At 68.8% G+C, this 23,703-nt stretch carries 23 protein-coding genes; 10 read left to right on the top strand and 13 right to left on the bottom strand.

The features are described from left to right. The first annotated feature begins 14 nt into the window (after positions 1–14). Positions 15–698, top strand: coding sequence for a putative adhesin (locus tag AC2YHJ_RS25805; RefSeq protein ID WP_487399058.1), 684 nt, complete (start codon positions 15–17; stop codon positions 696–698). 287 nt (positions 699–985) lie between these two features. Here AC2YHJ_RS25805 and AC2YHJ_RS25800 read toward each other — a convergent pair whose 3' ends face one another. From AC2YHJ_RS25800 to AC2YHJ_RS25790, 3 genes are all read right to left on the bottom strand, one after another. Continuing rightward, positions 986–1,561 (bottom strand): nucleotide exchange factor GrpE, encoded by a 576-nt coding sequence (locus tag AC2YHJ_RS25800; protein WP_487399057.1) that lies wholly within the window; start codon positions 1,559–1,561, stop codon positions 986–988. A gap of 135 nt (positions 1,562–1,696) precedes the next feature. After that, a complete protein-coding gene (locus AC2YHJ_RS25795) occupies positions 1,697–2,011 on the bottom strand; it encodes a hypothetical protein (RefSeq protein WP_487399056.1) in 315 nt (104 codons plus the stop codon). A gap of 102 nt (positions 2,012–2,113) precedes the next feature. Continuing rightward, complete coding sequence (locus AC2YHJ_RS25790; protein ID WP_487399055.1) at positions 2,114–2,671, bottom strand: HD domain-containing protein; 558 nt, start codon at positions 2,669–2,671, stop codon at positions 2,114–2,116. Between the two features lie 99 nt (positions 2,672–2,770). Here AC2YHJ_RS25790 and AC2YHJ_RS25785 point away from each other — a divergent pair, with 99 nt between their 5' ends. Further along, the gene (locus tag AC2YHJ_RS25785; RefSeq protein WP_487399054.1) at positions 2,771–3,109 is read left to right on the top strand and encodes a hypothetical protein; all 339 of its coding nucleotides are present in this window, start codon (positions 2,771–2,773) and stop codon (positions 3,107–3,109) included. A 17-nt stretch (positions 3,110–3,126) separates the two neighbouring features. Here AC2YHJ_RS25785 and AC2YHJ_RS25780 read toward each other — a convergent pair whose 3' ends face one another. Together AC2YHJ_RS25780 and rho are read right to left on the bottom strand one after the other, a co-directional pair. Further along, entirely contained in the window at positions 3,127–5,007 is a 1,881-nt protein-coding gene (locus AC2YHJ_RS25780; RefSeq protein WP_487399053.1) for an AsmA family protein, read from the bottom strand. Positions 5,008–5,160: 153 nt separating this feature from the next. Further along, positions 5,161–6,435, bottom strand: coding sequence for a transcription termination factor Rho (gene rho, locus AC2YHJ_RS25775; protein WP_487399052.1), 1,275 nt, complete (start codon positions 6,433–6,435; stop codon positions 5,161–5,163). A 490-nt stretch (positions 6,436–6,925) separates the two neighbouring features. Between rho and AC2YHJ_RS25770 the strand changes: the two genes are divergently transcribed. From AC2YHJ_RS25770 to AC2YHJ_RS25755, 4 genes are all read left to right on the top strand, one after another. Next, positions 6,926–7,873, top strand: coding sequence for an ABC transporter substrate-binding protein (locus AC2YHJ_RS25770; RefSeq protein ID WP_487399051.1), 948 nt, complete (start codon positions 6,926–6,928; stop codon positions 7,871–7,873). Between the two features lie 62 nt (positions 7,874–7,935). Beyond that, positions 7,936–9,915 (top strand): sensor histidine kinase, encoded by a 1,980-nt coding sequence (locus tag AC2YHJ_RS25765; RefSeq protein WP_487399050.1) that lies wholly within the window; start codon positions 7,936–7,938, stop codon positions 9,913–9,915. Beyond that, positions 9,912–10,310: a response regulator gene (locus AC2YHJ_RS25760; RefSeq protein ID WP_487399049.1), complete on the top strand. Its 399-nt coding sequence runs from the start codon at positions 9,912–9,914 to the stop codon at positions 10,308–10,310. Before AC2YHJ_RS25765 ends, AC2YHJ_RS25760 begins: the two co-directional genes overlap by 4 nt. Further along, the gene (locus AC2YHJ_RS25755) at positions 10,307–11,557 is read left to right on the top strand and encodes an adenylate/guanylate cyclase domain-containing protein (RefSeq protein ID WP_487399048.1); all 1,251 of its coding nucleotides are present in this window, start codon (positions 10,307–10,309) and stop codon (positions 11,555–11,557) included. The genes AC2YHJ_RS25760 and AC2YHJ_RS25755 overlap by 4 nt, the downstream gene beginning before the upstream one ends. A 205-nt stretch (positions 11,558–11,762) precedes the next feature. Here AC2YHJ_RS25755 and AC2YHJ_RS25750 read toward each other — a convergent pair whose 3' ends face one another. The 3 genes from AC2YHJ_RS25750 to AC2YHJ_RS25740 form a co-directional block, all read right to left on the bottom strand. Next, a complete protein-coding gene (locus tag AC2YHJ_RS25750; RefSeq protein ID WP_487399047.1) occupies positions 11,763–12,350 on the bottom strand; it encodes an HD domain-containing protein in 588 nt (195 codons plus the stop codon). A 301-nt stretch (positions 12,351–12,651) separates the two neighbouring features. Further along, positions 12,652–13,185, bottom strand: coding sequence for a hypothetical protein (locus tag AC2YHJ_RS25745; RefSeq protein ID WP_487399046.1), 534 nt, complete (start codon positions 13,183–13,185; stop codon positions 12,652–12,654). 342 nt (positions 13,186–13,527) lie between these two features. Then, complete coding sequence (locus AC2YHJ_RS25740) at positions 13,528–14,229, bottom strand: ribonuclease activity regulator RraA (protein WP_487399045.1); 702 nt, start codon at positions 14,227–14,229, stop codon at positions 13,528–13,530. Between the two features lie 362 nt (positions 14,230–14,591). Here AC2YHJ_RS25740 and AC2YHJ_RS25735 point away from each other — a divergent pair, with 362 nt between their 5' ends. Next, positions 14,592–14,978, top strand: a complete 387-nt coding sequence (locus AC2YHJ_RS25735) for a histidine triad nucleotide-binding protein (RefSeq protein WP_487399044.1) — start codon at positions 14,592–14,594, stop codon at positions 14,976–14,978. Between the two features lie 239 nt (positions 14,979–15,217). Here AC2YHJ_RS25735 and AC2YHJ_RS25730 read toward each other — a convergent pair whose 3' ends face one another. Then, the gene (locus AC2YHJ_RS25730; protein ID WP_487399043.1) at positions 15,218–17,068 is read right to left on the bottom strand and encodes a calcium-binding protein; all 1,851 of its coding nucleotides are present in this window, start codon (positions 17,066–17,068) and stop codon (positions 15,218–15,220) included. A gap of 97 nt (positions 17,069–17,165) precedes the next feature. Here AC2YHJ_RS25730 and AC2YHJ_RS25725 point away from each other — a divergent pair, with 97 nt between their 5' ends. Continuing rightward, positions 17,166–17,417 (top strand): hypothetical protein, encoded by a 252-nt coding sequence (locus tag AC2YHJ_RS25725; protein ID WP_487399042.1) that lies wholly within the window; start codon positions 17,166–17,168, stop codon positions 17,415–17,417. Between the two features lie 18 nt (positions 17,418–17,435). On the opposite strand, the gene rsmI is transcribed toward AC2YHJ_RS25725, so the two are convergent. After that, entirely contained in the window at positions 17,436–18,272 is an 837-nt protein-coding gene (rsmI, locus tag AC2YHJ_RS25720; protein ID WP_487399041.1) for a 16S rRNA (cytidine(1402)-2'-O)-methyltransferase, read from the bottom strand. A 44-nt stretch (positions 18,273–18,316) separates the two neighbouring features. On the opposite strand from rsmI, the gene AC2YHJ_RS25715 reads away from it, so the two are divergent. Both AC2YHJ_RS25715 and AC2YHJ_RS25710 read left to right on the top strand, forming a co-directional pair. Next, positions 18,317–19,465, top strand: a complete 1,149-nt coding sequence (locus tag AC2YHJ_RS25715; protein WP_487399040.1) for a penicillin-binding protein activator — start codon at positions 18,317–18,319, stop codon at positions 19,463–19,465. An 18-nt stretch (positions 19,466–19,483) separates the two neighbouring features. Then, positions 19,484–20,869, top strand: coding sequence for an ATP-binding protein (locus AC2YHJ_RS25710; RefSeq protein WP_487399039.1), 1,386 nt, complete (start codon positions 19,484–19,486; stop codon positions 20,867–20,869). Between the two features lie 85 nt (positions 20,870–20,954). On the opposite strand, the gene trpS is transcribed toward AC2YHJ_RS25710, so the two are convergent. The 3 genes from trpS to AC2YHJ_RS25695 form a co-directional block, all read right to left on the bottom strand. Next, a complete protein-coding gene (gene trpS, locus AC2YHJ_RS25705) occupies positions 20,955–21,956 on the bottom strand; it encodes a tryptophan--tRNA ligase (RefSeq protein WP_487399038.1) in 1,002 nt (333 codons plus the stop codon). A gap of 148 nt (positions 21,957–22,104) precedes the next feature. Then, positions 22,105–22,752 (bottom strand): isochorismatase family protein, encoded by a 648-nt coding sequence (locus AC2YHJ_RS25700; RefSeq protein WP_487399037.1) that lies wholly within the window; start codon positions 22,750–22,752, stop codon positions 22,105–22,107. Between the two features lie 57 nt (positions 22,753–22,809). Then, a complete protein-coding gene (locus AC2YHJ_RS25695) occupies positions 22,810–23,493 on the bottom strand; it encodes a YggS family pyridoxal phosphate-dependent enzyme (RefSeq protein ID WP_487399036.1) in 684 nt (227 codons plus the stop codon). Between the last annotated feature and the right edge of the window lie 210 nt (positions 23,494–23,703).

Genomic DNA, 23,703 nt, shown 5'->3' with positions numbered 1-23,703 from the left:
AATGGAGAGCGCGCATGGGCGATTCGCTGATCAATTTCATTGATCACATGATGAATGACATCAGCGCGGAAGCGCATCTTAAATTTGCCGGTGGCGCGGAAGTTCACGAATTGCCGATGCATTACGTCGTTGGTAACAACATAAAGGATAAGGACACTTGTTTCATTAGTGCTCATGGAAATAGCGAGAGTGCTTCTTATGGAATCATGACTGCAAAATCTTTTGAGGTTCCGGCAGGATGTTTGGTTTTGTTTACCGCTCCGCATGGATATACAATTTCGTTAGATAATAATGCCTTACGTACCGGAAAGCCTCTGAAAAGGGGAGATAGGCTCCGATCCGGAGGACGTGCGTTTCACGGCATGGAATTCAGAGCACAAGAACAATGTGCGAATTACATCCTGAGTAAATTGGAGGGCAGGCATTACAATAACGACGAAGATGCCATGGGAGATGCGGAGCGCGATGGCCTGACCTATGCCGCCATGCAGAGTATTGCCGCAGAAGCCGATATCATCATGGTCTCGATTCGCAATCGCTGGTGGTCAGCGAATGTGTCACTCGAGGAAACGATAGCCGCGGTACGTGGGTTGGCTCCGAATATTACCACATTCATCTGCCTGTTCTGCCGCGTCGGGGATGATAAATCATTAGGAGAATGGGATCCCCGACGTGGCAAGTTGACCCAGCCCGATTGAGAATGCGCCACTCGGCGCATTCTCATGGGCGGTGCCGGCATTCTCAAACGGACTCCTGGAGCAGATCCCGATCAGGTGGAATCGCCTGATCGGGTGAGGATGACCGATCAAACAAAAGGTTAGGGACGTTGCCGTAAGCCAGGGCGAACGGGGACGGCTCCAGCGACGTCAACGCAGGTCAATGCCCACCGGCGTCTGTGGCCCTTCCCTTTGCGTCGGAGGCTTCCGCATCCCGCAGCAGATGCCTGGCGCTTGCGGCGCATGCGCCAGCCAGCGGATTCCCGCTGCTATCCGCGCGAGGCGCCGCCGGCCGCGACCACCACCATGGCCGGCTTGAGCAGCCGCCCGTTCAGCGTCCAGGCCGGCGTCCAGCAGGTGACGACCGAACCGGGCGCGATGCCCTCGGGGGCCGGCTGCTCGGCCATCGCCTGGTGCATCTCGGGGTCGAAGGGCTTGCCCGTCGGGTCCTCGCGCTTCACCCCGTTGCGCTCCAGGATGCCGAGGAAGGAGCGTTCCACCCCTTCGATCCCGTCGCGGATCTTGGTCAGCACCTCCGGCTCGCCGGGGGCGGCACCGGGGAGGGCATCGAGGCCACGGCGCAGGTTCTCCGCCGCCTCGACCACGTCGCGGGCGAATTTCTGCGTGGCATAGGCGCGGGCTTCCTGCACCTCGCGCTGGGTGCGGCTGCGCAGGTTCTGCATCTCCGCCTCGGCGCGCAGCCACCGGTCCTTGAAGCCGGCCGCCTCGGCCTCGAGCGCGGCGATGCGCTCCTCCGGCGTCAGTTCGGCGGGGGGCGCCTCGGTCTCAGGCGTGGGCGGCGCCGCCTCGGTCTCGGGCGCGGGGGTATCCTTGTCGGTGCTCATTCGGGATTGGCGTCTCATTCGCAGGCGCGGCGAAGGGCCGCGGGAGGCCCTTCACCTAGGCTGCCGGGCGGCCCGGGGCAAGGCGCGGCCGGATCGACGCGCCTTCGTCCCGGACCCGGGACACTCCGGCATCTGTTACCAGCGGCGGTCGTCACGCCGGCGGTCGTGGCGGTCGTCATGCCGGCGCGGCTCGTATCGCATCTGCCGCGGCCCGTCCCAGCCGCGGTCGCCGCGTGGCGGACCGCCCCAGTTATGCGACGGCGGCGGCCCGGCCCAGCGGGTGGGCGGCGCCTGCCAGCCCCAACGCGGAGGCGGCGCCGGGCGGTGATACCAGACCTGCGCCGGCGCCGGCCCCCAGCCCGGCTGGTAGGGGTAGGGCTCATAGGCGCAGGCCGGCCCGGCCGCCACGGCGGCGAGGATCAGGGTGGCGGCGGGAAGCAGGCGGAACATGGCGCATCTCCCTCTGGTTGGGAGAGCAGACCATTGCCATCAGGCAACGGCGCGGCGCGATCATGGCACCGCCGGGGCGGCGTGCGACGGAATGTGGCGGCGTCAGCCTTCCTCGGCCGACAGCTTCGCCACCGCAGCGCGATAGGTGTCGTCGAACAGCGCATCCAGCGCCGGGTTCACGCCGCGCAGCCCAGCCGCGACGCGCCCGGCCCAGCCGACATACTCGACGCGCCGCGCATGGATCCAGTTGGCCGGTGGGCTGTCCGCGATGGCCCGCAGGTTCGATATCTTGTCCGCGAGCTTGAGCTGCTTCGCCCCATCGGTCTTCTTCGGCGCCTGGCTGACCTGCAGCGCCTTGCGCGTCTCCTTGGGCAGATCCTTGTCGTCGGTCGCCTCGGCGACCAGTCCGGCGACCTCAACCCCGAAGGCGGCGGCCAGGTCGGCGGGGGCGACCTCGGTGTCCTCAACCGTGTCGTGCAGCAGCCCGGCCAGAATCACCGGCAGGGGCGCGCCATGCGCGGCGAGGATCGAGGCGACCTCGATGACATGGTTGACGTAGGGCTCGGCGGCCGCCCCCTTGCGGGCCTGGCCGGCATGGGCGCGGGCGGCGAACAGGGTGGCGCGCAGGATCTCGGCGCCAGGGTCCATGCTGGGTTTCATGGTTCCTCCAATGGCGGTGTCCTGGCCTGCGGCGCAAGGGCGCAGTCGCGCCCGGCGAAGGGGATCGTGATGCCGCGTCGGACAGGCAGGCGCCGCGTCGTGCTGGTGCTGCTGTTTACGCCGATGCTGGCCGCGCAGGCACCGGCACCCGATGCCGCGCGGATCGTCGCGCAGCTACGCGATGCGCGGGCCATGCTCTGTGCCCGTTGCGACAACGACCTGGAGCGCGAAGGCGTCAACCGCCCGGCCCGGCGATCGATGATCGGATCCGATAAGCTGGTCATGGCGCGGGAGATGCTGGACGCCGCCCCCGCCCTGCCCGGCGCGGCCGCGGCGCAGCGCCACATCACGCGTGCGCTGGCCGACCTTGAATACTGGGACGAAGCCGCCGGGATCCGGGCCATCGACGCGGCGATCGCGGCCCTGCGGCGGCGCTGACCAGGGCGCGGGCTCCCCTACCGCCGCGTGCCAGCCCGGAAGCAGGGGTTCTGCCGGGCGAAGTCGCGCAGGGCGGGCGGCAGCGGCGCCACGCGATCCCCGGCGGCTAGCCGCGCGCGGCCATCGCGCGACCAGCTCGCCGGCGCGATGGATGGGTCGGCAAAGGTCCCGCTGACCCGCACCGGGATGTCGAGGGCGAAGAAATCCGTGGTGTCCCGCTGGCTGCCGATCACCAGGTCCATCCGCTTGCGGTTGAGGTCGAAGGTCGCGAGACCGCTGATCGTCCCCGTCTCGGCACGGATGCGCAGCGGCGCCGCTTCCCCTCGCCCGGCACGGACATCGACCACAGCCAGCAGGCAGGTCAGCGGCGTATTCCCCCGCGCGGTGCGGAACAGGGCGCGCAGGTCGGTTGAGGCCATCTCGATCACCTCCCGTGCGATGGTGCCGCCGCGCATCGATATGACAGCAGCGACATTCGCCCGCCGCGTCGCCGCGTTCATCGTCGCCCCTTCGGCGGAGACGGTGACGCGCGCCTCCATCGGCCCCCGGGCCGGCAAGGAACGTATGCCGAAGGCGCGGCGCAGCGTGTCGAGATCGCCCTCGCGCATCGCCACCTCGGCGGTTACGCGGCCGCCGCGCGGTGCGGGTTCCAGCGCGCCCGAGGCTTCGAGCAGCGCGCCGTAGGCCCGCAGGGCGAAGGTCTCGACGGCGATGCGCCCGGGTTCCGCCGAGGCGACCAGGCGGACATCCGTGGCGTCGAGATCGGCATAGGCCAGTTCACGCGCCGTCGCCTTCACATGCAGCCGCGGGTCCGGCGCCACGGCGAAGGTCAGCGGGATATCGGCGTCGCCGCGCTCGGCGCCCGGCTGCCGGGCCGGGGTGCCGAACAGCGCATTGAGGTCGAGCCGGGTGAAGTCGATTTCCGCCACGACCGTGTCCGGCTGCTCGGACGCGCCTTCGGTGATCTGCAGCCGTGGCGCGGCCAGGGCCTCGCCGTCGACCTCGCCGCGCGCGTCGGTGAGGCTCCAGACATCACCCTGGCGCCGGAAGGTGCCGCCCAGTCGGACCGGGAAGGCCGGGCCGGGGCCGGCGCCCGCCATGGTCAGGATCGCGCCGGGCGATTCCGCGACCAGGCTCATCCGGCCCTCGATCCGGTCGAAATTCAGCGGATCAGTGGAAGTGCCGTCGAAGGTCAGGTTCGTCTCGGGCACGACAGCGACCAAGGCCATCGGGAACGGCGCTCGGCCGTCGCGCAGCTGCGCCGGCGTGCCCAAGGTGCCTTCCAGCGTGACTGGCACCGCGTTGTAGGCGCCGGCGACGCGCATGCGCAGCGGCTGGTCGGCGGCGGGCGCGGCGATGCTGGCCGAGGTGATCTCGCTGCGCAGGGGCGTGCCGCTGCTGGTGCGGAAGACGACCTCGCTGCGCGCCAGGCGGATGTCGAGCAGCACCGGCAAGCCGGACCGGTCGGGCGGTTCCGGCGCGAAGGGCGCGGAGGGCCCGGCCGGGTCGGCGCCGCCGAAGCGCCAGTTGCGCCGCCGCTGCGCATCGCGTTCCAGCAGCAGGGTGAAGCCTTCTGCACGCACCTCGCGCAGTACGACTTGGCCGCGCAGCAGCGGCAGCAGGTCGAGCGTGGCGGTGGCGGAAGCCAGCGTCGCCATCTGCGGCGCACTGCCACCCTCAATATTGGCGAGGCGGGCGCCATGGATCTCGACCTTGGTCCTGAGGCCGGGGGAGACGCGCAGGGAGTCGATGGTCAGGCTGCGGCCGAGCGCCGCCGTGCCGCGGGCCGCCACGCGGCTGGCGAGGTCGATGCGCGGCAGGATAACGAAGACGGCCGCGAGCCCGATCAGCGGCACGGCCAGCAGCACACCGAGGATGAGTTTCGTGCGGCGGCTCATCGACGGCGTCCCCCCTGGCCAGCGGCCCCTGTCGTGTCCGGCAGGATAGGCCGCGGCCGCCACGCCGGGGAAGCGTGGCGGCGGGGGCGCCGTCAGGTGTTCATCGCGTCATGCCGAAGGCATGCGGAGGCAAAGCGGATGCGAGGAACACCGTCAGGTGTTCATCGCATCGAAGAAGTCCTGGTTCGTCTTGCTGTACTTCAGCTTGTCGATCAGGAATTCCATCGCATCCTGCGTGCCCATCGGGTTCAGGATGCGGCGCAGCACCCACATCTTCGACAGGGTGGCGCGGTCGACCAGCAGCTCCTCCTTGCGGGTGCCCGACTTGGTGATGTCGATGGCCGGGAAGGTGCGCTTGTCGGACAGCTTGCGGTCCAGGATGATTTCGCTGTTACCGGTGCCCTTGAACTCTTCGAAGATCACCTCGTCCATGCGCGAGCCGGTGTCGATCAGTGCGGTCGCGATGATGGTCAGCGAGCCACCTTCCTCGATGTTGCGCGCCGCGCCGAAGAAGCGCTTGGGGCGCTGCAGGGCGTTGGCGTCGACACCGCCGGTCAGCACCTTGCCCGACGACGGCACGACCGAGTTGTAGGCGCGGCCGAGGCGCGTGATGGAATCGAGCAGGATGACGACGTCGCGCTTGTGCTCGACCAGGCGCTTGGCCTTCTCGAGCACCATCTCGGTCACCTGGACGTGGCGCGTCGCCGGCTCGTCGAAGGTGGAGGCCACGACCTCGCCCTTCACCGTGCGGGCCATGTCGGTGACTTCCTCGGGCCGCTCGTCGATCAGCAGCACCATCAGGAAGACCTCGGGGTTGTTGGCCGAGATCGACTTGGCGATGTTCTGCAGCATCACCGTCTTGCCGGTGCGCGGCGGGGCGACGATCAGCGCGCGCTGGCCCATGCCGATCGGCGCGATCAGGTCGATGACGCGATGCGTGTTGTCCTTGGTGGGGGACTTCGCAACGGATTCGACCTCCGGGTTCTCCATCTTCAGCCGGCGGTTCGGATACAGCGGCGTCAGGTTGTCGAAGTTGATGCGGTGCTTGAGCGCCTCGGGCGGCTCGAAGTTGATGCTGTTGACCTTCAGCATCGCGAAGTAGCGTTCGCCATCCTTGGGCGCGCGGATCTGGCCTTCCACCGTGTCGCCGGTGCGCAGGCCGAAGCGGCGCACCTGGGCGGGGGAGATGTAGATGTCATCCGGCCCGGGCAGGAAGTTCGCCTGCGGCGAACGGAGATAGCCGAAGCCGTCCGGCAGGATCTCGAGCGTGCCTTCCCCGTAGATCGCCTGCTCATTCTCGGCGAGCGTCTTGAGGATGCCGAACATCATGTCCTGCTTGCGGAGCGAGGACGCGTTCTCGACGCCCACCTCCTCGGCGAAGGCGAGAAGGTCGGCGGGGCTTTTGGCCTTGAGTTCTGAAAGGTGCATGGGTGCTGGACGCTGTCCGTAGCAGGGGATTGGCCGGGACGTTCCCAAGGGCCTCATGCACGCGGATGGCCCGCGCAGTGCGGCCTGTTCACCCGGAACCGCGCCGAGAAACGGCGCGACGGGCGAAGTCCCGAAAGGAAGGAAGGAAGGAAGTTGGCGGCGCCTGGCGCGGAACGCCCCGCGCCGCAGGCGGGAAGCGGCCGAACCCTAGGAAGGCCCGGGCCGCTCGTCAACCAACGAAATGCAACCGGGGCCGGCCACTTTCAAGGGGATGCGCGCAGGCACCAGCCGCGCCATGCGCCGAAGCGGACCAGATCCCAGTGCCAGCAACGGCCCACGGCGGAACTGCAACTGCATCAGCCGCGCCTCGGGGACCATCCCGTTCCCGCCCAATACCATTCTGCCCCAGTAATGCTAGGCTTGGGCCAGGGCTGCAATCGCGCGGGTGAAATGTTCCATGAAGCGGCGAGAAAACATCGCTCTGCTCAGCATGATGGTCGCCTGGCCGGTCGCCGCGCGCGCGCAGGCACCTGCGACGCCGGTGATCGGTTATATCGGCGTTGAAACGGCCCGGCCGATCATGTCGCGCCTTCGCGCCTTTCGCGAGGGCCTCGCCGAAGCCGGGTATGTCGAGGGCAGGAACGTCGCGCTCGAGTTTCGGTGGGCGGAGGGCCGGTACGACCGGCTGCCGGCACTTGCGGCAGATCTCGTCCAGCGCGGCGTGGACGTGATCGTCGCACCCGGCGGCGCCCCCGTCGCGCTTGCGGCGAAGGCCGCGACGAGAACGATCCCGATCGTGTTCGAGATGGGCGGCGATCCCGTCGCATTGGGTGTCGTGAGCAGCCTGAACCGGCCCGAAGGCAACCTCACGGGCGTGTCGAGCCTCAGCGTCGAAGCGAGTTCCAAGCGGCTGGAGCTCCTCAATGAGGCGGTCTCGACCGCCCTCAATGTCGGCATCGTGGTCAACCCGACGAGCCCCACCGCCAATGCGCAGCTGGGGAATCTGCGCGCGATTGGCAACGCGCTCGGCCTGCAGCTTCACATCCTGCCAGCCAGCACCGAGGAGCAGTTCGACGCCGTCTTCGCGGCATTGCCCGCGCTGCAGGCGGGCGGGCTCGTATTCACCTCCGACCCCTTCTTCGCCTTCCGCAGCGAGCAGTTGGCGGAACTCGCCCTGCGCCATCGCATGCCCGCGATCACCCAGACGCGGGATTTCACCATGGCGGGCGGCCTCATGAGCTATGGCGGCGACTTCATGCAGTCACACCGCCAGACCGGCATCTATACCGGACGCATACTCAAGGGCGAGAAACCGTCCGACCTGCCGGTGCAGCAGATCACGAGACTGGAACTCCTGATCAACCTGCAGACGGCGCGTCGGTTCGGCATCTCACTTCGGCGGCCACTTCTTGGCCGTGCCGACGAGGTGATCGAATGACGGCAGCGCGCGCCGCGACGGAGCTGGCTCGCCCGGGGATACTGTCCGCAATAGCCCGCCGGATGGAGTTCGCCTTCTTCGGCTTCCTCCCGAGTGGAATCGCGCGACGCTTCGCCCGCACCCTGGTCGGCCTGGTCACCATTGCGCTCGTTGCCACCGGCACGGCGAACATGTGGCTGTCCTATACGAGGGCCACGGCCTCCGCCGTGGCGGCGCAGCGCGAAAAGGCCTTCGTTGCGGCCGATCGCGTGGCGCAGTTCATCGGTGAGATCGAAGGCCAGATGGGCTGGACCACGGGGGCGGATTGGGCGCGGAGCTCCCTCGACGAACGACGCTACGACTTCATCCGCCTTCTGCGCCAGGCACCGGCCATCACCGACGTGCAGTACATCGATGGCGCGGGGCGCGAACAGCTCCGCCTGTCTCGCCTCGAGCCTGATGTGATCGGCAGCGGCGACGACCTGTCGGCAGCGGCGCGCTTTACCCAGGCGATCGCGGATCGCGTGTGGTACGGCCCGATCTATTTCCGGCGTGGATCCGAACCCTTCATGCTGCTCTCCGTCGCGCATGCGGGCCGGAATCCGGGCGTGACGGCAGCGAACGTGAATCTCAAGCTCATCTGGGACGTCGTTGCCGCCATCCGGGTTGGTCAGCATGGCTACGCCTACGTGACCGACGCCTCGGGCCAGTTGATCGCGCATCCGGATATGAGTCTCGTGCTGCGCGGCACCGACCTGTCCCACCTGCCACAGGTGGCGCAGGCTCTCCGAACAGGGGCCGGCTCGCTCGACAACGCCCTCGGCGCCGTCACCGGCTTGGATGGCCGCACGGTACTCTCGGCCTATGCCCATATCCCGAAGCTGAATTGGTTCGTGTTCGTCGAACTGCCCCGGCGGGAGGTGTTGGCGTCGGTGCTCGGCACGCTCTACCAACTGCTCGTCGTGCTTGCGCTCAGCATCCTGCTGGCCCTGCTGCTCGGGGGCTGGCTCGCGCGGCGCATGGTCGTGCCCATCCTCCAGCTTCAGGCCGGTGCCCAGCGGCTCGGCGAAGGTGATCTGGAACAGCGCATCTCCGTCACCTCGAAGGACGAGATCGGCGCCCTGGCGCAGCGCTTCAACCTGATGGCGGCCCGCATCCAGGAGGCGCAGGAAACGCTCGAGGCGAAGGTCGCGGACAGGACCTTCGATCTTGCCCGCTCGCTCGACGATCTGAGAGCCGCGCAGGATCGGCTGGTCCAGACCGAGAAGCTTGCCTCGCTCGGCCAATTGACCGCGGGTATCGCTCACGAAATCAAGAATCCGCTGAACTTCGTCAACAACTTCGCCGATCTCGCCATGGAGCTGATGCAGGAGCTGACGGATGCGCTGGCAGCGGCAGGACCTGGCCTCGACCCGAAGATTCGCGAGGAAGTCGCCGAACTGGGCACCATGATGCGCGAAAATCTCACCAAAGTCGTTCTGCACGGCAAGCGTGCCGACAGCATCGTCAGGAACATGCTGGCCCACTCGCGCGAGAGTGGCGGCGAGCGTCGCGCGGTTGACCTCAACGCCGTCGCGGACGAGGCGCTGAACCTGGCCTACCACGCAGCGCGCGCCGAAATGCTGGGGTTCAACGTTGCCCTCGAGCGCGATTTCGACCCGGCGGTCGGGCGCGTTGAGCTCTATCCACAGGAATTCACCCGCGTGCTGCTGAACTTGATCGGGAACGGCTTCCATGCCGTGCACAAGAAGCGCGTCGAGCTGGAGCCGGAGGTGTTCGAGCCGACGCTGCGCCTGGCCACGCGCGCATTGCCGGATGCGGTCGAGATCCGTGTCCATGACAACGGTACGGGGATCCCGGACGCGGTGCGTGCGCGCATCTTCGAACCGTTCTTCACCACCAAGCCGGCGGGGGAAGGCACGGGGCTGGGCCTGTCGCTCTCGTACGACATCATCGTGAAACAGCATGGCGGGACGATCGCGGTCGCGACGGAGGCCGGTCGGTTCACCGACGTGGTCGTCACGCTGCCCAGGACCATCATGCTCGCCGAGGCAACCGCATGAACGCACAGATCCTCGTCGTGGACGACGAGACGGATATGGAGGCGCTGTTCCGGCAACAGTTCCGCCGCGACCTGCGGGCCGGCCGCTTCAAGCTCAGATTCGCGACCTCCGGCTCGCAGGCCCTGCAGATCATCGAGGGGACGGCCCCGGACGACATCATCCTGCTGCTTTCGGACATCAACATGCCGGGCATGAGTGGGCTTGAACTGTTGACGAAGGCCAAGGCTGCCCGGCCCGATCTGCCGGTCCTCATCATCACCGCTTATGGCGACGCGGAGACACGGCGTCGCTCACTGGCCGGCGGTGCCGAGGGCTTCATGCCCAAGCCGATCGACTTCGGCGCGCTGCGTTCCGATGTCGAGCGTCGGCTGGAGCGCCGCGAGGGCCGTCCATGACAGTGACCGTCCTTGTTGTGGATGACGAACCGGACCTCGAGGCGCTCATGCTGCAGAGGTTTCGGCGGCAGGTCCGCGAGGGCAGCCTTGCCTTCCGGTTCGCGTATGATGGGGTCGAAGCGCTCGAAGCCGTCGCCGACCACCCCGAGATCGGCGTGGTGCTTGCCGACATCAACATGCCGCGCATGGATGGCCTGACGCTGCTGCAACGCCTGCAGGATGTCGAAACGCCGCTCGCCACGGTGATCGTCTCGGCCTATGGCGACATGGCGAATATCCGCACGGCCATGAATCGCGGCGCGTTCGACTTCCTGACCAAGCCGATCGACTTCGCTGATCTTGAGGCAACGGTCGCAAAGACGCTGCGCCACGTTGCCGCGGCCCATGACGCCCGGGTACGGCGCGCGGCGGCCGAGCGCGCACATGCGGCACTCGCGCGCTACTTCTCGCCGAACCTGGCAGCGGAGCTGGCGACCGAGGGGCGCGCGCGGGATCTCGCCGGCCAGCGCTGCGACGTCACGGCGCTCTTCACGGACATCGCCGCCTTTACCGGTCTGGTCGAGACCTTGGAACCGGCATCGTTGCTTGAACTGCTGAACGCCTACTTCGCCGGCACGACCGACATCGTGTTCGAGCATGGCGGAACGGTGATGCGAGGGACCGGTGACGGATTGCACCTTCTGTTCGGTGCGCCGGGAGACCAGCCCGACCACGCTGCGCGCGCCGTGGCCTGCGCGCTGGCCCTCGATGCCTTCTGCGAAGCATTCCGAGCTGAGCAGCAGGCCAAGGGCATCGCGCTCGGCATCACCCGCATCGGCCTGCATTCAGGCCCCGCGCTGGTCGGCGATTTCGGCGGGGGGCGCTACTTCGACTATGCGGCGCACGGCGATACCATCAATACGGCGGCTCGCCTCGAAGCCGCCAACAAGACGCTGGGCACGCGGATTTGCGCAAGCGCGGCGGTTGCGGAGCGCGTAGCGGCATTCATGGGACGCCCGGTCGGCGATCTCCTCCTGCGTGGCCGCAATGAGCCATTGCGCGCCCACGAGCTGCTCTCCAGCGAACAATCCGAAGCGCCCGATACGCGCGCCTATGGTGCAGCCTTCGAGCGACTCGTCGCTTGTGAACCCGACGCCCTGCCGGCCTTCGCGGCCCTGGTCGGGGCGAACCCTGCGGACCCGCTTGCGAATTTCCATCTGCGGCGACTGCTCAACGGGGAGACGGGAGCAAGGGTGGAACTCCCCTGAGGCGGCTACCGCCGGGAGGTAACCTTCCAACCGGGAACGCGTTCCAAGGCTGCCTTCGCGCGCCGTTGGCGCGGCGCCCTGCCGGCTGTTGAACCGAAGGGTTCGACCATGGCCCGAGAGTCCCGCATCGGGTGAAGCCGGCTGTCCGTGACAGTTGCGTGGGCATATGGCTTCTGAAGCACCTCGCGTCGTGTCGGGCGTTGCTCTAAGCGGCCTCCAACCTGACGAATGCGCTCTCGATATTGCGCCGGGCGCGCTTCTCCCGTTCGAGGAAGAAGCGGTCGGTCAGGAAGATGCGGTCCTTCCACAGCAGCATCTGCAACGCGGCGGACCGCGCGAGGCGGTACCTCTCATCGGGTAGATGGGCGAACTCCAGACGCAACGCGGCTTCGTGGTCCGCAAAGCACCTCTCGTCAGCGCCGAGGACGGCGTGATCGAAGTCGAGAAGCAAAGCGGCATCCCCGCGCAGGGATGGATCATCGGTCTCCGGGATCTCCCCATGCGCGACCGCCATGATCAGCGCCTCTGCCCGATCGAGCACATCGGGCGGCACACCGGCGCCGACGAAGGCGCGCATGAGCAGGGCGCTGCGGCGTGGCGATTCGGCAGATCGCAGGTCGAGCACCGCCTTGTGGAAGAGGATGGCGAGTATGAATGCCGACCGCCCGGCGATGCCGTTCACGACGTCTTCCGCCATCTGGAGCAATTCACCGATGCGCGTCCACGTATGGACGGTACGGTGCGGCTCCGCATAGCGACGCTTGAGGTCCGACAGAAGCGCGCCACTCAGCACGGACGCGCCCCTCGCGGCGTCATGTCAGCGCTGCCCCGCGTCGGCGCATCTCCAGTCTCGAGCGTCGTTGCCATCTCCCTGATGTAGCCTTCGCAGGGCTGACGTGTCATCGATGCGACGGTCTGCATGGACAGCACATCTCCGCCATCGAGCGTCAGGAACGGCTTCGATTCGATCCTCGCGATCAGGCTGACGGCGCAGAGCCGCGGCAGTCATCCGACAACGGGTGGCGGATCCTCGATCCTGAACGATCCATATCGCAGATGCAGCGCCCACCCAGTTCGGGGATTGTGGACTGGCCTTAGCCGCAGCCCGCACACGTCATCAGGCCGCACTTCTCCCGCGCCGGCTCGATCGCATAGCCGCAGCGGATGCAGTTCGCCCCGTCGTCTTCGGCGTTGAACGGGTCCGCGACGCGCCTCGCGGGCGTGCCAACCGTTTGCTTGCGTGGCCGCCCCCGAGCACGACGCACAGGCATGACGGGCTCCACGGCATCGACGGACCGCGGCGCTTCAGCTTCGGCTGTGGCCGACACCCATGCCGGCATAACGTGGGTGACAGGCGCTGCTGTCTCAGCAGCCACCGGCTCGACCGGCATGGGGATCGCGGCGGCTTGCTTGGCCGGGAATCCACCCTCCCATGAGGCAGCCCGGACATGCGGGTCGGCTCGTCGCGACCGATCCCTGCTCTCGCCGCCGGAACGCAGATGCACGACCTCGACGACCCTGCTGCCCGGGGCCCCGGCGCGTCGTGGAATGGTCAGCAACTCGCGCCGGTCAGAAGGCCCGGGCTTGTCGTCTTTGAAGCGGGCGAAGACTCGATCCTTGTCGTCCATGGACTACCAACTGTCTGAAATGGCTTGGGGTTCAACGGTGCCGTCCCGCTGAAAGGTTGGGACTCGATCAGCGGTTTGCACCGATGAATCACCATTCAGGCAGTACGAAGGCTGAAATTAATCAGGCCGACCGGAGAACGCGGCCGGAATTCAACATCTTAAGCATGAAGGCGCGGGGCGCCTACCCTCAAGACTCTGGAGCCTGCAGCCGTCGATGGCGCCGAGGCGCCGTTGTCGAGTGCGCCGCTCGGGCCGCCTCGACCCACTGACTCCGCGCCAAGGGACGGGACACCCCGGGTTTCGAGAGATCCTTGGAGGGGCGGCGCCCCTCCAAGTGCCCACCTACTTCCGCGTCGCCTCGTAGCGCGCCTTGGTCTCGGCGTTGGGCGGATACAGCCCCGGCAGAGGCACGCCGCGGTCCACCTCGGTCATGATCCAGGCCTCGAGCCGTTCCTGCTCGACCGCCGCTTCCACCACTGCGTCCAGCAGCGCGGCCGGGATCACCACTGCGCCGTCCTGGTCGGCGACGATGATGTCGCCAGGGATGACGGTGACGCCGCCGCAGCCGATCGTCTCCTGCCAGCCGACGAAGTTCAGCGCGGCGACGGAAGCCGGCGCGACGTAGCCCTGGCAGAACACCGGCAGGCCGGTGCCGATCACGCCCGCGCCGTCGCGCAGCACGCCGTCCGTCACCAGGCCCGCGACGCCCTTCTTCGCCATGCGTGCACAGAGGATGTCGCCGAAGATGCCGGCGGCGGTGCTGGCCATCGCATCGGCCAGGGCGACGCAGCCTTCGGGCATCTCCTCGATCGCCGCACGGGTGGACCGCGGGGAGGACCAGGAATCGACCGTCGCCAGGTCCTCACGCGTCGGGGTGAAGCGCAGGGTGAAGGCGGGGCCGACGATGCGCTTCGCTTGGCCCGGCACGATCGGCCGCGAACCGGCGATGTAGCAGAAGCGCACGCCCTTCTTGAGCAGCACGGTCGTCAGTGTCGCCGTCGTCACGCCCTCAAGGGCGGTCTTCTGCGCGGGGGTAAGGGGCATGGCGATAGTCTCTCCGTTCAACCTCGCCCAGGCATCGCAAGGGGGCGCGGTGACGGCAAGGGGCTAAAGCACTTTAGGCTTTTAGGATTTTTGGCCTTTATTCTGCCTCGCAGGCTGTCCCTGCGGTGCCCCCGGACCAAGTGATTCGGCCGACCTGGCAAAGGTGATGATGGTGATACGTTATAGGTTTTTGGTCCTTTTCGTCAAGGCGAGCCGTCGCGAATGCGCCGTCACCGCTTGCCCGGCGCCAAGTCCCGGCATTCCAAAGGCCCCTGGCCCTCGGCGTGCCTCCGCTCCGGCGCGTCGGGCAGCCTTGCGCAACCGCCGCGCCCGGTGAGGATGCTCACCCGAAGGAGACCGCCATGTCCGTGACCGGCCTGCCACCCTATGACGACACCAACATCTTCGCGCGCATCCTGCGCGGGGAGATCCCCTGCAAGCGCGTGCATGACGACGCCCATGCGCTCGCCTTCCACGACATCAACCCGCAGGCGCCGGTGCATGTGCTGGTGATCCCGAAGGGGCGGTACGTCTCCATCGCCGATTTCAGCGCGAACGGGTCGGATGCCGAGATCGCCGGCTTCTGGCGCGCCGTGGCAAAGGTGGCGAAGGATCTCGGCGTCGAGGCTGGCGGATACCGCGTGCTGACCAACATGGGGACCGATGGCGGGCAGGAAGTGCCGCATTTCCATGTGCACATCTTCGGCGGCCGGCGGATCGGGCGGATGGTGCCGCGCGCCGAGGGGTAGGGCGCCTTCGCCAGCATCCTGGCCCGACGGGGTTCCCGGCGCCTGCGCCGGCGTATGTCGCGCCGGCGTCCCGTGATTCCCGGGAAGCGTTCCGAGACCCTTAACAACCACCCCACCGCCTGAGGCCGGTTCACTCGGTTTCCCGTTCATCGCGAATGGCGCCGCGATCCTCCGACCGCTGCGCCATCCCGTCGAATGTCCGAGCCAGCGGACGACCCAGCCGACCCTGATCCGCCGGATCAGAGCACGAAGTCGGAAGCCTCCAGCCCCCAGACGCCGGAGACGAGGATCGAGAAGTCGGCCCCCCCGTCGCCGTTCAGGTCACCCTCGACCATGTCGCCGAGACCCGTGGTGCGGGTCCACAGGTCGCCCTCGCTGCCGAAGAAGGGCTGATCGCTCGAGAAGTAGAACCTCTGGTTGCCGGCGAGGCTGGCCTGAGCATCGATCCCGGAGAGGTCGATCACGTCCTCGCCGCGGACGAAATCCATGATCCGGTCGAAGCTTCCGTTGGCCGTCTCCTGCGTGCTGCTGAAGATGAAGCGGTCGGCGCCGCCTTCGCCGTAGAGCAGGTCGGTGCCGGCCTGGCCGCGCAGCTGGTCGTTCCCCGCGCCACCGTGCAGCACGTCGTTGCCGTCACCGCCAAAGACATAGTCGTTGCCCGCATCGCCCCAGACCGTGTCGGCGCCCGCATCGCCATAGACGAAGTCGGCGTCGTTGCCGCCGCGCACCACGTCGTTGCCCGTCCCGCCATAGGCGTAGTCGACACCCTCGCCGGCATCGAGCACATCGTTACCGGCATCGCCGCGCATGACGTCGTTGCCATAGCCCCCGGACATGGTGTCGGCGCCATCACCGCCCTGCAGCGTGTCGTTGCCGAGATCGCCGGAAATCGAGTCGTTGCCAGCGGCGCCATCGAGGAAGTTGTTCCATGTATTGCCGGTCATCACGTTGCCCAGCTCATTGCCGAAGCCGTCGCTCGTCCCGGTGCCGATGATCCAGAGATTCTCGACATTGGCGGCAAGCGTCGTGGACTGCAGCAGGCTCTGCACCGTGTCGATGCCCTGGTCGGCTAGTTCGACGACCACGTCCGTCGCGTCCTCGACCACATAGGTGTCGTTGCCGACGCCACCCTTCAGGGTATCGGCGCTCGCGCCGCCATCCAGCCAGTCATTGCCGGCGTCGCCGGAAACAACGTCGGCCCCGCCCTCGCCGTAGAGCGAGTCATTGCCCTCGCCACCATTGAGCACGTCGTTGCCGATACCGCCGTGCAGCGCGTCGTGGCCGGCCAGGCCGTTGATGCGATCCGCGCCCATGCCCCCGAAGATCTCGTTGTCGAGCGTGTTGCCGGTCAGGTCGGCATTCGCAGTCCAGCCGGAGTCGAGCACCAGGCGCTCGACATTCGCGGCGAGCGTATGGCTGTTCGCGGCGAGGTAGACGGTGTCGATGCCTTCATTGGCCTGCTCGACGATCGTGTCCGGATCGTCGGCGTAGATGCGATAGGAGTCGTCGCCGGTCCCGCCGTACAGCGTGTCGGTGCCGGCGCCGCCGTAGAGGTAGTCGCCGCTCTCGCCACCTTCGAGAACGTCGTCGTCGTCACCGCCGTAGAGCTCGTCATTGCCTGCACCGCCACGCAGCGTGTCGTCCTCCGCGCCGCCATAGAGCTTGTCGTTACCTTCGTCGCCCTGGAGAAGATCGTCCTCGCTGTCGCCTCTCAGCACGTCGTCGCCGGCACCGCCGTTGAGCGTGTCATTGTCTTCGCCGCCGTTGAGCGTGTCATTGCCGGCGCCGCCCTCGAGCAGGTCATGGCCTCCGACGCCGTTCAGGAGGTCGTTGCCGTCGTTGCCGTAGATCCAGTCGCTGAGGACGTTGCCCGTGACGGTGTCATTCCCCAGGCCAGCGTCGATGGCCCAGCCGACGTAGAAGGCGAGGTCGATCCCATCCAGGATCTCGATACCCGTCGGCCCGAGGTCGTTGTGGTCCACTGTGTAGGCGTCGTCGCCGCTGCCCAGGTCGTGGGTATTGAAGTAGTCGGTCCTATCGCCCGTCTGGCGGACGGCCCATTGGCCGTATTTGGGGAAATAGCTGCTCACGGCACGATCTCCTCGTTGGCTGCGGGCCGTTCGGGCCCGGTGGCCGGGGGTATGTGCCGCCTGTGTTGCTGCTCCGTATCGCCGGAGCGAGCCCGTTGTGATCGCGATCACCGGGACTTCACTGCGCGATGCGCGGGTCCGAAGGGTCGCCGCGACTGCGCCGGGTATCGACGCCTCGACCGAGGCTGCCGAGGCGGGCCTGCTCTACCTCCCGCGCCATGGCCCCTTCGAGAACGCCTTCGCCGAGCCCAAGGGCGTGCTCCGCACAGCCGCCGAGCGCAGCATCGACAGCTTCAATGCAGATGAAGGCGCCAACGACGTCGCCGCCGCCGGCTTCGACCAAGCCTGATCGAGCGCCGCCGCGCCGTCAGCCCTGCTCGCCGAGCTCCAGCGCCCGCCGATACACATCCCGCCGCTTCAGCCCCGTCGCCTCGGCCACGCTCGCGGCCGCGTCGCGCAGGGTCATGCCGCCTGCCATCGCCGCGCGCAGCCGCGCATCGACCTCATCCTCGCCGGCCGCCGCCTCCTCCGGCGCGGGACCGACGACGATGCAGATCTCCCCGCGCGCCTCGGCGGTCGCGTAGTGCGCCGCGAGGCTGCCGAGGCTGCCGCGCCGCACTTCCTCGAACCGCTTGGTCAGTTCGCGCGCCACCGCCGCCGGGCGGTCCGCGCCGAAGCCCTCGGCCATCGCGGCCAGGGCCTCGGCCAGGCGGTGCGGGGCTTCGTAGAACACCAGGGTGGCCGACAGGCCGGCGCGCTCGATGCCGCGCAGGCGTTTCAGCTCGGCCGCGCGCGGCCCGCCCCTGGCCGGCAGGAAGCCGAGGAACAGGAAGGGATGCGGCGGCAGCCCCGACAGCGACAGCGCCATCACCGCCGCATTCGGCCCCGGCACGGCCGAGATCTTCACCCCGGCCTCGATCGCCGCGCGCACCAGCCGGTAGCCCGGATCGCTCACCAGCGGGGTCCCGGCATCCGACACGAGCACGAAACGCTCGCCCGCCTTCATGCGATCGACCAGCCTGGGGGCTTGCGCCGCCTCATTGTGATCGTGCAAGGGGATCATGGTCGCCGCGACGCTCTGCCGCGCGAGCAGGCCGCCGGTCACCCGGCTGTCCTCGCACAGCACGGCATCGGCGTCCCTGATCGCCGCCAGCGCCCGGGGGGACAGGTCGCCGAGGTTTCCGATCGGCGTCGCGACGAGCACCAGGCCGGGCCGCCCGGCCGGATCAGCGGGAGGATCCTCGCATCGTGTCCCTACTGTCTCGCCTACGCCTCCCACGCCGAACCTCCATCCCCGCTCTGGCCCTGCTTGTGGGCCTCGCGGCCTGCGGGCCGCAAGTCTCGACGATCGGCTCGCGCCAGCCGCTGCAGGAACCGCCGCGCTCGCGCATCGCGCTGCTGCTGCCGCTGTCCGGTCCGCAGGCGCCGCTCGGCACCGCGATGGAACAATCGGCCGAACTGGCCCTGTTCGAACGCGGCAACCGCAATGTCGACTTCATGCCGATGGACACCGGCGGCACCACCTCCGGCGCCGCCGAGGCCGCCCGGCGCGCCGCCTCCGCCGGGGCGCGGGTCATCGTCGGCCCGCTGACGGCCTCCGAGACCTCCGCTGCGTCCGGCCCCGCGCGGGCGGCGCGGATCCCGGTCATCGCCTTCACCAACGATGCGGCGCAGGCCGGGCCGGGCATCTGGACGCTGGGCGTCACGCCCGCGCAGCAGGTGCGCCGCGTCATGGGCGCCGCGCAGTCGGGCGGCGCCAGGCGCTTCGGCCTTGCCGCGCCGGACGACGCCTTCGGCCGCGCCCTTGCCGCCGCGATGCGCGCGGAAGCCGCGACCTGGGGCCTGAGCGACCCGGTCATCGTGCTGCACGCCGCGCGGGCGAACGCGGCCTCGGTGGCGCAGGACCTCGCGACGCGATCGGCCGGCGGGCTGGATGCCGTGATGCTCGGCAGTTCCGGCAGCGCCGCGCGCGCCATCGCGGCCGCGCTGGGGCCGGCGGGGCTTTCCGAACCGGCGCCGCGCATCCTCGGCCATGCACTCTGGGCACAGGATGCCAGCATGGGCCAGGAGGTGGCGCTACAGGGGGCCCTGTTCGCCGCGCCCGACCCGCGCAGCCGTGCCCGCTTCGACGCCCGCTACGAAGGCGCCTTCGGCGAGCGTCCGCCGCGCCTCGCCGGCGTCGCCTATGACGCGGCGGGCGTGGCCGCGCGCGTCGTCCTGACCCCGCGCGGCCAGACCGGCCCCAATACAGGGGAGATATTCGACGGCGTGGACGGCCCGATCCGCCTGCAGCCCGATGGGGTGGTGCAGCGCGGTCTGGCGCTGTTCGCTGTCGAGGCGATGGGCGAACCGCGCATGGTCGAGCCTGCCCCGCAGCCCGGCGGCGCCGGTTCCTGACGCCCGGGGCATGTTGCGATGACGGGTGAACGGCCGCGCGGCCGCGCCTGGCTGCGTGCGACGGCCGTCATCGCCCTGGTGCCCGGCGCCACGCTGCTGCTGCTGATGGGCCTGGGGCAGCTCGCCCCCTGGGCGGGCTGCGCGGCGCTGGTCGCGACGATCGCTTCGGCTGCCATGGTCGCCCGCGTCTGGCTGGGCAGCCTGGCGCGCCTTGCCGCGCGCATCCGCGCCGCGGCGGCCGGCGGCGACGTGCCGGACCTGCCGGTCACCGCGCTGCTGCCATCCGTGCAGGAGGTTGCCGATGGCGTGACGCGGCTGGCGCGCAGCCTCGCCGAGCGCGGCGCGCTGGTCGAACGCCTGCGCCGCGCCGATGCCGCCATCATCGAGGCACTGCCCGACCCGCTGCTGGTGCTGTCCGCCGAACGCGTCCCGCTGCGCGCCAACCGCGCGGCGCGCGATGCGCTGGGCGCGCCGCCCGGCGCCGGCACCGCGCCCGCCGACGTCGCCGTGCTGCTGCGCCATCCAGCACTCGCCGAAGCGCTCGACCGCGCGCTGGCGACGGGCAGCCCGGCCGTCGCCGATCTCGCCCTGCCGGTGCCGATGCCGCGCGAGCTGATGGCGCAGGCCATCCCGCTCGACCCGCCGCTGGCCGATGGTGGGCGTATCCTGGTGCTACTGTCCGACCGCACGCGGGAACGCGCCGTCGAACGCACGCGCGCCGATTTCGTCGCCAACGCGAGCCATGAACTGCGCACGCCGCTCGCCAGCCTGATCGGCTTCATCGAGACGCTGCGCGGCCCCGCCGCCGACGACCCCGCCGCGCAGCAGCGCTTCCTGCAGATCATGGCCGAGCAGGCCGACCGCATGCGACGGCTGATCGACGACCTGCTGGGCCTGTCGCGCATCGAGGTGTCGGAACACCAGGCGCCCGCGGGCCACGCCGATGTCGCCGGCATCGCGCGGTCCGAAGCCGAGGCGCTGGCGCCGATCCTCGCCGCGCGGAAGACGCATCTGGTGCTCGACCTGCCGGCGCAGGCGAACGCCGAACCCGCCGATGCCGACCAGATCGGGCAGGTGGTGCGCAACCTGCTGGACAACGCGATCCGCTATGGGCGGCAGGGCGGGGAGGTGCGGTTGGCTGTGACCCATGCGGCGGGACGCGACGGCCGTCATGGCGTGCTGCTGGCCGTGACCGATGACGGACCGGGCATCCCGCGCGAACACATCCCGCGCCTGACCGAACGCTTCTACCGCGTGGACAAGGCGCGGTCGCGCGGTGCGGGGGGAACCGGGCTCGGCCTTGCCATCGTGAAGCACATCGTGAACCGGCACCGCGGCACGCTGACGATCGACAGCGAGGAAGGCGTCGGGACGACCTTCCGCGTCTGGCTGCCGGCCGCCTGACGGCGGGTGTCTCGCGGGTCTGGGGGGCACGCATGCCCCCAGCGGGAGAGGGTCCGGGAGGGCAGGCCCTCCCGGTCGCTCGCCATCACCTGGCCGGCAGGAAGCCCACGATCTCGCGCGCCTTCGCCACGATCGGCTCGGCGATCGCCGAGGCGCGGTCGGCCCCCAGCCGCAGCGCTGCATCCAGCGCCGCAGTGTCCTCCAACAACCGCTTCATCTCCGCCGCGATGGGCGACAGATGCGCGACCAGCGCGTCGGCCAGCGTGTTCTTGAAGGCGCCGAAGCCCTGCCCGCCATGCTCGCGCAACACGTTCTCCGGCAGGGTGCCGGTGATGGCGGCGAGGATTCCGACCAGGTTGCGCGCCTCCGGCCGCCCCTCCAGCCCGGCGAGGTGCTCGGGCAGCGGTTCCGGGTCGGTCTTCGCCCGCTTGATCTTCTGGGCGATCGTGTCAGTATCGTCGGTCAGGTTGATGCGCGACTGGTCCGACGCATCCGACTTCGACATCTTCTTCGTACCGTCGCGCAGCGACATCACGCGCGCGGCCACACCCTGGATCAGCGGCTCGATGGTGGGGAAGAACTCCACGCCGTAGTCGTGGTTGAACTTCTGTGCGATGTCGTTGGCGAGTTCGAGATGCTGCTTCTGGTCGTCGCCGACCGGCACCTTGGTCGCGTGATAGGCGTGAATGTCGGCCGCCATCAGGTTCGGATAGACATACAGGCCGGCCGAGGAGGCTTCCTGGTTCTTGCCGGCCTTGTCCTTGAACTGCGTCATGCGGTTCAGCCAGCCGAGCCGCGCCACGCAGTTGAAGATCCAGGCGAGTTCCGCATGGGCGCGCACATGGGATTGCACGAACAGGATGCAGCGCTTCGGGTCGAGCCCGCAGGCGATCAGCGCAGCGGCCATTTCCCGCGTCTGGCGCGTCAGCTCGGCGGGGTCCTGCCAGACGGTGATCGCATGCAGGTCGACGACGCAGTAGATCGCCTCATGCGTATCCTGCAGCGGCACCCAGTTGCGGATGGCGCCGAGATAATTGCCGAGGGTGGGCACGCCCGAGGGCTGGATGCCGGAGAAGACGCGGCTCATCGAACAGGACCGTCATGCATGTGGGGCGGGGGTGATCCCGCGCCGGGACGGGCACGTCAAGGCCGGTCGTTCGCCTGGCGCCATTCCCGTTCGCCCTGGCTCTCGGCAATGTCGCCAGGCCTTATGTATTGCGAGCAACTTCGCCCGATCAGGTGATTCCACCTGATCGGGCGTTGCTCTCGCGCCAGGCCTCGATCGCCGCGATCGCCGCCGCGGCGTCGATCACATCGGCGTAACGGCGATCCACATCGGTCAGGTTCTGCTGATGTGCCACCGGGTCGTGGTCGCCCACGCAATCCGCCGGCACCATGACCCGGAAGCCGAGCGAGAAGGCGTCGATCACGCTCGCCCGCACGCAGCCGGAGGTGATGCAGCCCGTGACGATCACCGTGTCCACCCGTTCGTGCGTCAGGATGGATCCGGCGGGGGTCGCGAAGAAGATCGACGGCGCCGACTTCATGAGCACGACGTCCGGCCCGGCGGCGGCGATCCTCGGGTCCAGTTCGACCGAAGGCGTGCCGGCCAGCAGGTCATAGACCGGGTCGGCCTTCCAATGCGGCGCGGCGCGCCGGCTGTGATAGCCGTTGACGCAGGCGACCACCGGCAGGCCGGCGCGCTTCGCGGCCTCGATCAGCGGCACGGTGTGGCGGACCGCCTCATCGACCATGGGCGCACCACCCATCGGGAAGGCCGGGTCGGTGAAGCCGCGCTGGAAATCCACCACCACGAGCCCCGGTTTCGCGCCGAAACCCTGTTTGCGCCTGCCATAACCACGCGCTGCATAGATGTCCGACATGCCTCGATCCTCCATCATCCGGTCCGAAGGCGCTGCAATGGACGTGCCGGCAGTGCGTCACACCGGGGCGGGGCGGTGCCCGAAGATTGCGGAGCCGACCCTTACGTGGGTGGCGCCCTCGGCGATCGCCGCCTCGAAATCCGCGCTCATGCCCATCGACAGCACGGACAGGCCGTGCCGGGCGGCGAGCTCCCGCAGCAGGGCGAAATGCGGCCGCGGGTCGCCCTCGACCGGCGGGATGCACATCAGGCCGGTGACGGGCAGGCCGTATTCCTCGCGCGTGGCGCGGATGAAGGCGTCGGCCTCGGCGCGGGGCACGCCCGATTTCTGCGCCTCGTCCCCCGTATTCACCTGCACCAGGCAGTCGGGCCGGCGGCCCTCCTTCTCCATGGCGGCAGCGACAGCGGCGGCGAGCTTCGGGCGGTCCAGGCTTTCGATCACATCGGCCACGGCAACCGCGTCGCGCGCCTTGTTGGTCTGCAGCCCGCCGATGATGTGCAGGCGCATGGCGGGGTGCGCGGCGCGCAGGCCGGGGAATTTCGCCGCGGCCTCCTGCACGCGGTTCTCGCCGAACGCGGTCTGGCCGGCGACGAGCGCTGCGACGACCGCGTCCTGCGGATGCGTCTTGGAGACGGCGACGAGCGCCACCGCGTCGGGTGCGCGGTTGGCGCGGATGCAGGCCTCGGCGATCCTGCTGCGGATGGCGGCCAGCTTGGCGGCGATATCGATGGTCTGGGACATGGGATGGCAAGGCTAGGGCAGATCGGCGCGCACCGGAATCCGTTGCATGGCTGACCTCGCCGCGCGGGCCCGGCGGCTGGTGCCGCCGTCGCGGCGCGGACGGCGGCTGCCGGCCCTGTGGCTCGTTTCGGATGCGCTGCGCCTGCCGGACCCGCTGGCCGCAGCGGCGCGCCTGCCGCGTGGGGCAGGGGTGCTGGCGCGGGACGTTGC

Source organism: Roseomonas sp. SRI_022, assembly GCF_057586215.1.
This window is presented reverse-complemented; position numbering and strand designations above follow the sequence as displayed.